The organism is Methanosaeta sp. UBA458 (assembly GCF_002496085.1).
GTDB classification, from domain to species: Archaea; Halobacteriota; Methanosarcinia; order Methanotrichales; family Methanotrichaceae; genus Methanothrix; species Methanothrix soehngenii.
Genome location: NZ_DAIK01000043.1, coordinates 7,632 through 8,328 on the forward strand (window position 1 = coordinate 7,632; position 697 = coordinate 8,328).

General features: G+C 50.1%; 1 protein-coding gene. It reads left to right on the forward strand.

Going from position 1 to position 697, the window contains the following annotated elements:
- Positions 1-323 (forward strand): DUF1616 domain-containing protein (locus BP822_RS02630; protein WP_286877669.1); only part of this gene is annotated, 323 nt, incomplete at its 5' end.
- Positions 324-697: the final 374 nt, after the last annotated feature.

A 697-nucleotide genomic window follows, 5' to 3' on the forward strand; every position in this document is an offset into this window, starting at 1 on the left:
CATTTGAACACGACCGATCGGCTCCTATCATCCCTATAATGAGCATGAACCTCAGCCTGCAGCACAACGATACCTGGGAGCAGCCCTTAACCTATATCCTGGATGAAACAGGGGACCGGCAGAAGCTGCAGTTCCTCCTATACAAAGAGGGAAATTTCACTGCCCCCTATAGGGATTTGCATCTCTGGGTAAATGTGACCGATATGAACAGAAGGCCATCAAAGGATCTGGGCAATGATGGGAATCAGGATTGGACCCAAGATTGGCAGGATTTTCCAGATCGTTTAATCAAATTCAGGGGCAATCTCCCTCCGGAGAGGTAGGTCTCCGGATGCACCTTTTTTGCCTTTTAGCGGATCTGGGCGGTTCTTCTGATTGATTTTGATCTTTTCTAACTCTTCGCGAAACTCCATATAGCTCTCAAAGCAGCCCATATCTTCCTCCGGATGGATTCATCGTGACCTATCATTATTTATCCGTTCTCATTCACAATGCTCCATTACGATATCGAGTGGCATTTTCGGGGAAGAGACATGCTGGAGATGAGAATGAGGGCAGTGCAACTGGCCGCCAGGGAGGAGATCTTCCTGGCGATTGCTCAGGGGGCGCTGAAGGCAAGGGCGGGAAGGCTTGCTCCTGAATCGTCGATGGAGGTCGGAAGCTTCAAGATGATGGTGGTCGAGGACGAGAACGGCGA